Origin of the sequence: Micromonospora sp. NPDC048999 (assembly GCF_040649295.1) — a bacterium.
Taxonomy (GTDB): Bacteria; Actinomycetota; Actinomycetes; order Mycobacteriales; family Micromonosporaceae; genus Micromonospora.
This window is the reverse complement of record NZ_JBEZFI010000004.1, coordinates 275,938-283,648: the sequence shown is the minus strand read 5'-3', so window position 1 is coordinate 283,648 and position 7,711 is coordinate 275,938. Positions and strand designations below refer to the sequence as shown.

At 63.9% G+C, this 7,711-nt stretch carries 6 protein-coding genes; 3 read left to right on the top strand and 3 right to left on the bottom strand.

Annotation, left to right across the window (positions count from 1 at the left end; translation table 11 throughout):
* Positions 1-69 precede the first annotated feature (69 nt).
* Together AB0C02_RS09240 and AB0C02_RS09235 are read right to left on the bottom strand one after the other, a co-directional pair.
* Positions 70-930, bottom strand: coding sequence for an FAD-binding oxidoreductase (locus tag AB0C02_RS09240; RefSeq protein ID WP_357542862.1), 861 nt, complete (start codon positions 928-930; stop codon positions 70-72).
* Positions 927-1,190, bottom strand: coding sequence for a hypothetical protein (locus tag AB0C02_RS09235; RefSeq protein ID WP_357542860.1), 264 nt, complete (start codon positions 1,188-1,190; stop codon positions 927-929). Before AB0C02_RS09235 ends, AB0C02_RS09240 begins: the two co-directional genes overlap by 4 nt.
* A gap of 250 nt (positions 1,191-1,440) precedes the next feature.
* Between AB0C02_RS09235 and AB0C02_RS09230 the strand changes: the two genes are divergently transcribed.
* The 3 genes from AB0C02_RS09230 to AB0C02_RS09220 all read left to right on the top strand — a co-directional run bounded on the left by AB0C02_RS09230 (position 1,441) and on the right by AB0C02_RS09220 (position 4,198).
* Positions 1,441-2,688: a helix-turn-helix transcriptional regulator gene (locus tag AB0C02_RS09230; protein ID WP_357542858.1), complete on the top strand. Its 1,248-nt coding sequence runs from the start codon at positions 1,441-1,443 to the stop codon at positions 2,686-2,688.
* A complete protein-coding gene (locus tag AB0C02_RS09225; protein ID WP_357542856.1) occupies positions 2,685-3,194 on the top strand; it encodes a flavoprotein in 510 nt (169 codons plus the stop codon). Before AB0C02_RS09230 ends, AB0C02_RS09225 begins: the two co-directional genes overlap by 4 nt.
* A gap of 146 nt (positions 3,195-3,340) precedes the next feature.
* Positions 3,341-4,198: an inositol monophosphatase family protein gene (locus AB0C02_RS09220; protein ID WP_357542854.1), complete on the top strand. Its 858-nt coding sequence runs from the start codon at positions 3,341-3,343 to the stop codon at positions 4,196-4,198.
* Positions 4,199-4,885: 687 nt separating this feature from the next.
* Here the strand turns inward: AB0C02_RS09220 and AB0C02_RS09215 are convergent.
* Positions 4,886-7,486 (bottom strand): COR domain-containing protein, encoded by a 2,601-nt coding sequence (locus AB0C02_RS09215; RefSeq protein WP_357542853.1) that lies wholly within the window; start codon positions 7,484-7,486, stop codon positions 4,886-4,888.
* Positions 7,487-7,711: the final 225 nt, after the last annotated feature.

Genomic DNA, 7,711 nt, shown 5'->3' with positions numbered 1-7,711 from the left:
GCAAACTCGTCGAACGACCCACCGCCGAGCCCGTCACGAGCACGGCCACGGCTGCCTAATCAAGATTTCTCATCCACAACTCTTGACTATTGCTCCGGCTACCAGCAGCAGGTCACTGTCGGCCAGGCCCAGCCCGGTGTCCGTGGGCGGGCCGAGATACAGCAGCTCGCCGGGGCGTACGTCGTGGACCAGGCTGGTGGACACTGTGCCGTCGGGGACGGCGCGGACGTGCAGCTCGATGGTGCCGTCGGGGCGCGGGGCGTTCGCGGGGCAGTACCAGCGCCACCGGCCGGGCCGGCGCGGCGTGCACACCGGCACCGCCTGACCCGGCAGGTACCGCAGCCGTCGCCACGGCCGTACCGTCAGCACCGCGACCCCACCGGCGGCCAGGTCGTGGTCGAGGACCTCGGCCGGCCACCAGGCCGGGCCGTCACCCACCCGCGCGGCGGCCCGCTCCACCTCCTCCCACGGCACCCCGGTCTGCAACGCGTCATCGATGACTGTGTGGTGGTCGGGGCGCAGGCCATAGCGGCGGTACGCGGCGCCGAGCACCGCCAACAGCGCCAACCTGTTCGGGCGGTCATCTTGGATCGCGAGCTGGTACAGGGCGGCCTGCAACAGCGGCGCCGCCGACTCGGGCAACAGGCCCCGGTAACGGTCCTCGACGAACTCCCAGAAGTCAGCGGCGCTCGGCCTCCGATACGGCCTCAGGACCCCCATCAGGTAGTCGACCGCCCGCCGGTGCTGCGCCTCCGACCAACCCAGACACGCGACCTCCGGCTCGCCGGTGGTCGCGCTGGTCACCGCCCGCGCCAGGTGCGCCTTCAACCGGTCCCAGTCCACCCCGATCAGGTACGCGGACAGCTCAACGTCCGCCGCCACCAGACTCAACCAGCGGGCGACCGCCTCGCGTATTTGCGGCTCGGTCATCGCGCCCGGTCCTTGGCCTCGCTCCTTTTTCCATTTGGAAAACGCTCCCCGGTGAGCTGCTCGGCGGTGAGGCCGGCGGCTTCGAGGGTGGCGTGCCCCCAGCGGGCCAGCCGACACGGGTACGGGACCCGCTCACTACGACACAGCACCCCCTGCGGCCACGGCTCAGGCGCGTGGACCCGGACCGCCTTCGCGGTGAGGGACAGGTCCTCGTCGGTGACCGGGGTGAGAACGGGAAAATCGGCGAGTACGACAGACATCAGCGGGCGCCTCCAGCGGTGCGATGCATGGAGCGGCACCGAGGCGGGCGGGGACGGCGAATCCACGACGGGGAACGCGGAACGACCGGGACCCAGCACCCGCCCCGGGCCATGCGCCCAGCTTTCGTGAGGAGTTGACCAGGAACTACAGCGCCGAAGAAGCCTGCATGAGGCAGAAATGAGGCGTCTGCGTACCCGCATCATGAACGGGCTGTTACTACAGTGGCGGCAAGACGAAGGGAGATCGGACGTGGCCCTGAAGCGACACCGGCTCTGTCAGCGACGCAAGGCCCTCGGGTACAGCCAGGAGCGGCTGGCCGAACTCCTCGGCGTCGAGCGGTCGACCGTGGTGCGCTGGGAGAACGCCGAGACCGATCCGCAGCCATGGCATCGAACCCGAATCGCCTCCGCGTTGGGGGTTACGCTCGAACAGCTCGACGGCATGCTCGTCGACGTGTCGGTGGCAGCGCATCGAGGGCAGGCCATGGGAAATGACGCTCGGAATCCCGCTTCCGCTGCTGCTCGTCCTGAGCTTCTGAGCGGCCTCCGGACGTTCCTCACCAACTACCTGGCGGCTTCCGATCGGCCGGCTCAGTCGTATGCCGAGGTTCGGCGATCGGTGGGCCGGGTCCACAACCTCTACCAGCGGGCGAGCTACACATCCGCTGCTCGGCTGCTGCCGGACGTGCTCAGCCAGGCAACGGACCTATCTAGCCGGTCGACTGGACTACATCGCTGCACTGCCTTTCGGCTGCTCGCCGCCGCGTACATCGCGGCGTCGAAGCTCGCCGCCAAGGTCGGTGACGGCGACACCGCCCTGCTCACCGCAGACCGAGCCTGCACCGCCGCCAGGCTCGCGGACGACCAGCCGCTGACTGCCGTCACGGCCTACCAGGCGGCTTGCGGTCTCAGGCGAGTGCCGGGGCGCGAGAGCGAAGCCGAGCACATCGTGCGGAGCAGCCTTGACCGCTTGGCCTCTACTGGCCCTGCCACCGATCCTGACCTGCTTTCCGCTCAGGGAGCATTGGTGCTGCTGGCCGCAGTGATGACGGCCCGGCAAGGCAAACCGAAGGAGGCAGCGCAGTTCCTGGCGCAGGCCGAGGGGTTGGCCTCGACGCTGGGCGGTGACCGCAACCGACTGTGGACCGGCTTCGGCCCAACGAACGTCGTCATCCACGCGGTCTCCGCTGCGGTTCGGGCAGGCAATCCGGACCAGGCCCTGGAGATCGGAACGCGCCTCGACACCTCGCGGCTGCCGACGGTGCTGGTTGGCCGCAGGGCACAGGTACACGTCGACCTTGCGGCGGCGGCGCTGATGTCGGCCGGCGACAGATCCGTATCAGTGCTGCACCTTCTGGAAGCCGAGCGGGTAGCCGCCGAGGTCGTGCACGCCAACGTTCAAGCCCGCACGCTCCTGCTCGACCTGCTGGCGAAGGAGCGGCGAGTGGCGACGCCGGGGCTGCGGCCACTGGCGGAACGGGCTGGGCTGCTGGCATGAGTCAGCGACGCGTCCTGGCCCTGGTCGTCTGTGCCGCACCTCCGGTGCTCCGCATCGGCGAACTGATCGAGCTATTGCAGGAAGACGACTGGACCGTCTGCCTCACCGCCACGCCGACCGCCGCGACCTGGATCGATCGCGAGGCGCTGGCACGGCAGACCGGCTACCCGGTCCGAGTCGAGTGGCGAATGCCCGGCGACCCCGAGCCGCACCCCCCGGCGACCACCGTCGCCGTTGTACCAGCCACGTTCAACATCATCAACAAGTGGGCCCAGGGCATCAACGACACCCTCGCGCTCGGCATCCTCAACGAAACACTCGGCGCTGGCATCCCGGTTCACGCCTTTCTGAACGTCAAGGCGCAGCTTGCCAATCACCCGAGCTATGGCCGACATCTGCGGCTGCTGCGGGGCACAGGCGTCATTGCGATACCACTGACGGCAGAGCTGGATTGGCGGATGGTCGCGGACCAGTTCCTAACTTCGCGCACGGTTGAAGAGCCGTAAAATCTGTGTGTGGCCCAGCCCCACCTGGCAGAGAGCTGCGGCGTTGACTCCCCCGCATTCGTCATTCGCCGAGATCTGCCCGACGCCGGGCTGTACCCGGTGTTCGAGCAGGTCTTCGAGTCGCAATGGCAGCGAGGGCGGGTCTTGTGACTGACTACCGGGGTCTGCTGCCGATTGCGGCGGAAGCCGTGAGTCGCGCGGCCAAGGCGATGCGGCAACAGTCACCGGGCACGCTGACGGTGAAGGGTGACCGCGACGTGGCCTCGCAGCTGGATTACGCGATCGAACGCGATGTGCAGACGTTCCTGGCTGCGGAGACGCCTGAGATCGGATTCCTTGGCGAGGAGCAAGGAGCCACCGGCCCGTCAGAGATGCGATGGGTCCTCGATCCGATCGACGGTACGGCCAACTTTGTGCGCGGGCTGCCAATGTGCGCCGTCTCGCTCGCCCTCGCGCACCGAAACGAGGCCGTTCTCGGCATCATCGAGTTGCCCTTCCTCGGCTTGCTCTACCGGGCTGCCAAGGGCGGTGGTGCCTACGCGAACGGACGCGAGATCAGGGCCAGCAGCACTAGCCACTTGAACGACGCGATCGTCGCCATCGGCGACTACGCAGTAGGCCCGGACGCCGAGGCCAGGAACCGGCTGCGGCTCGCCCTCACCGCGCAGCTCGCTGCCGAGGTCAACCGGGTACGCATGACCGGCAGCGCTGCGCTTGATCTGGCCTGGCTCGCAGAGGGCAGGCTGGATGCGGCACTGACCCTGTCAAACAATGCCTGGGACATGGCGGCAGGCGTAGTCATCGCACGGGAGGCAGGAGCGGCGGTCATCGACCAGAATGGCGCTGCCCATGATCTCGACTCCACCGTCACACTCGCAGTCGCGCCCTTGCTCGTGGAGGCGGTTCTAGGGGGCTACCGAAAATCCGTCGCGAAAGCTACAGAGGTTCGAATCCTCTACCCGCCACCAGGTGCGAGAACGGCCCCTGACCAGCACGAATGCTGATCGGGGGCCGTTGTCGTTTGTCCGGCGGAGTCCGGCTGCGTCCAGCGGTTGACGACTGGTTGTGGGCAGATCGTGGGCGGGTCGATCTTGCCCTCTGAGGGCACTTCTGAGGCTCTGAATTCTGGGGTTGGTCCTTTGTCGGGTCGCCTCGGGCCGTGCTTGTGGCGGCCGGCTGAGGGCTTCGCGGTAGGGCCCGCGCGGCTGTGGGAGATGGGCCGGGGGCAAGCCAGTCCCGGGGTTGGACTGGCGCGGCAGTCGGAAGCCCTGACCGGCGACCAGGCCGACCCGTTCGGCTTCCGTACGGCCTGGCGGTGATCGTGCTGCTCAGTGGATCAGCGGCTTTGGGGGCGGCGGTCCGGCGGCAGTCGGTGGCTCTCCGCCCCGGTGCCGAAGGCAGCCGGGGCGGCTTGCCGCCGGCCGGCTCACCGCCCCGCGCCGCGCGAAGCGCGGCGCCTTGATCCAGAACAGAAGAAATCGGCAACAGAGCAGGCCAGGTGGGGCGAGACATCTCGTTTACAAGTTCTGGATGCTTGGTTTGGCGGGATCCGTCCGCATCCGCGACCTCGGGTGGCTGTCTGTGCCAGACCACCGACTGCCCGCCTTGTTTCGGACGGTTGCCGTCGTTGCTGTCGACAGCCTCGATGACGTCTTCATCGGCGGCTGCGATACAGAGCAGATGGCTAGGTACTACGGAAGGATAGGCAGCCCTGGGTCATATTCTGGGTAGTGCGCTGGGCAAACCCAGAGCAGTTCCCCAGATGGCGCTTGCACTCGGCGTAGGCCACCAAAACCCTGCTGCGGGTCAGTTTTCAGTAGCCAGTATCTGAAGTTCCTGAGGGCAGCGCCTTGAGCGGGCGTCAGCTGGCCTGATGCCTCCGAAGTCGGAGCATCCTGCTCTAGTCGAATATCCGTGGGCAACTGATCGGTAAGAGCCTTCATTAATTCGAGGTCTTTTTGCGCCTGGGAACTCAGCTGTTCGTTCCATGTTGCGCCAGCCGCCGCTCCCGCGACAGGAACAACGAGGCATAGAGTCTTGGCGATCAAGTTTAGGTATGGGGCGACTTGGACCAGCCATTTTCGCGACTGCTGCATTGTGTACCCAGCATCCGGACAGATATGCCATTGTGCAGCATGCTCACACCAAAGCGTGAGTCGGTATGTGTCGTTCCAAAAGTTCAGCTTGTTGAGACCTGTGGGGGAGGCTTGCCGCAAAGTGAAAAGTCGTGGACAGTCAGCAACCTCGGTGTTAACGGCCTTAATTACGCGCCTTAGCGAACCGGCCGACTCAAGGGCTATGCGCTCAAGCTGCTTTATGTCCTCGGCTACATCGGCCAACTGCTCTTGGATCTGCTCAATCTCGTCAGAGACACCTGGTGGCGCGAACCCTGTCAAAAGAGTTGAGACATCATGCTCTGCATCGCATTCCAGGCAGTCGCACTCGCGCCTGTTGCGCTCGCGTAGGCGGATTAACCCTTCCAGGGGAAAGGAGTTGCCGCATGGCCCATCCGGCCCGACGGTAGGACACGGTACCTTGAGCCGGTATTCGAGCCCAGGCCAGCGCCGAGTTAAAAGGTCCTCCACGCTGTCACGGATCACATTGAAGAGCAGATCCGGCGAAGGCGCGCGTACTTCGATTGCTAGTTGGCGTTCCGACTGGAGTTCGATCAGAGCCTCGGCGTCGTACTCCTCGATGTTGTGTCGGAGGAATACCCCTGATCTCCAGTGCTTCCCGATGGAAAAACGATGATGCCGGACCGTTAGCCAGGCGATCACTCCTGGCACGGGATCACTAAGCTCGCATATAAGAGAGAGTTTACGCAGGGATTCCGCAAGGGGAGTCAGGTGCTGCCATTTCAAAGTCGGCCGTTCATGTGGAACCAGCTGCGCAACAAGACTGCTGTCTTCATCCGCTAACCGGTACGAGACGTCGAACTTCTCCATTAACCGGAGAAAGTAGGGGTGATACTTGGTTGGGTAGCTTCCGCCGTCTGGCCCGTTTAGCCAGATCTCCTTGAGTCGCCGATGCTCCAAGACGCCATGCTGTTCCCGCGTTATCCTGTCTTCGAGGACATATCCGATTGCCTTGGTGAGCCACTCGGGGTTAAGTACAACCACATCCCTTAGGCCCAGATCGTCGCCGTAGTAGACGATCAGTCCTAGGTCATGCAGCAGCTCGGCGAGCGTGTTTGCTTGATCCGCAGAAAGCCCGTTAATCTCGCAGACCTCGGCGTATTCCTCAAACGTGATCTGCGGCTCGCGCTGCGCCATCGAAAGGATCTCGTCGCGGGCGGCGATCCATCGCGAGTTCATGGCTAGACCCATTTGGGGAAGGCGGGCGGCCTCCGCTGCTATTGCTTTCCGGAGCGCCGATACCCCTTCAAACGTATAACTGTCGACGGCATAGTTGCCCTGAAGCATTTCTGGAAACATCGCCCGTAGCTTGGGATAGTCCAACTCCGGGTGACGCTCAGCACTATGCGTGGCAACGAGGAGTGTCGAGGCATCCTTTCCTACTCTAAGGCAGATCCTTCTGATCCAGCCTTCCACTTCATTCTGCTCCTGCCCTTCGCGGGCATTCCAGACCACCAAATAGAGTGCACGGCGACCGAAGAAGAATTGGTGGGTTATGCGATAGACCTCCTGGCCGCCGAAGTCCCAAGTCCGAAGGGTCAGCTGGAGGTCCTGCTTCGGGTGACGGACTTTGAGCGTCCGAATTTCGATACCGTGCGTTGTCGCCCTGTTGTGAACGAACCTTTCCCCTCTAAGAACGGCGGCGAGAGACGTCTTGCCAACGTTTCCCTCACCCAACAGCATGACCTTCGCCTCATACTGCGGTATGCCTTCTCGAAGGCTTTCCAGATATGCAGCAAGGTCCTTACTGCTCCGGCGTTGAAGCAGTTCGGGAAGAGGCGCCGCTAGAGGGTTAAGTTCCACGTCCACGAGCGTGCCTTGGCGCAACAGGATAGCCATCTCTGGTGGGAGGCTAATTATTCTATTGGCGCTCAGGTCGAGCTCTTTTAGGTTTCGCAGTGCTTCTAGGGCACCGGGCACGTACGTCAGTCTGTTAGACCGCATATCAAGGCGTTCAAGCTTCGTCAGCCTAAATACCTCGGTGGGGATGTGCTCGAAGGCGTTGTGGCTGAGGACGAGGACGGCAAGGTTGGGGATATCCCTCGCCTTGAAGGGAAGTTCCCTCAGATCCCTGCCGGCAAGGTTCAGGAAGCCAGTCCGCCTAGCATGACGTATCTCGTCGCTGTCAAGCCTGTTTGTCATCAACGGTTCTCCCACGTAACCGTCCCTATCTGATCCAAGGCATCAAACACGAGACCTGGCGACAACGTCGACTCCCGGACATCGGATGTCAAAAAGACGACAGCTGAAGTGGCTGTAATCCGACTAGAAGCGGCGATAAGGCATCGAATCGGTGCTACGTGTAGTCGTTCTGCCACCCCCGGAAGTTAGTTCATGCCCATGTCCATGGATCCTGCGCTCGCCGCGTGCGGCCGAGTCCTT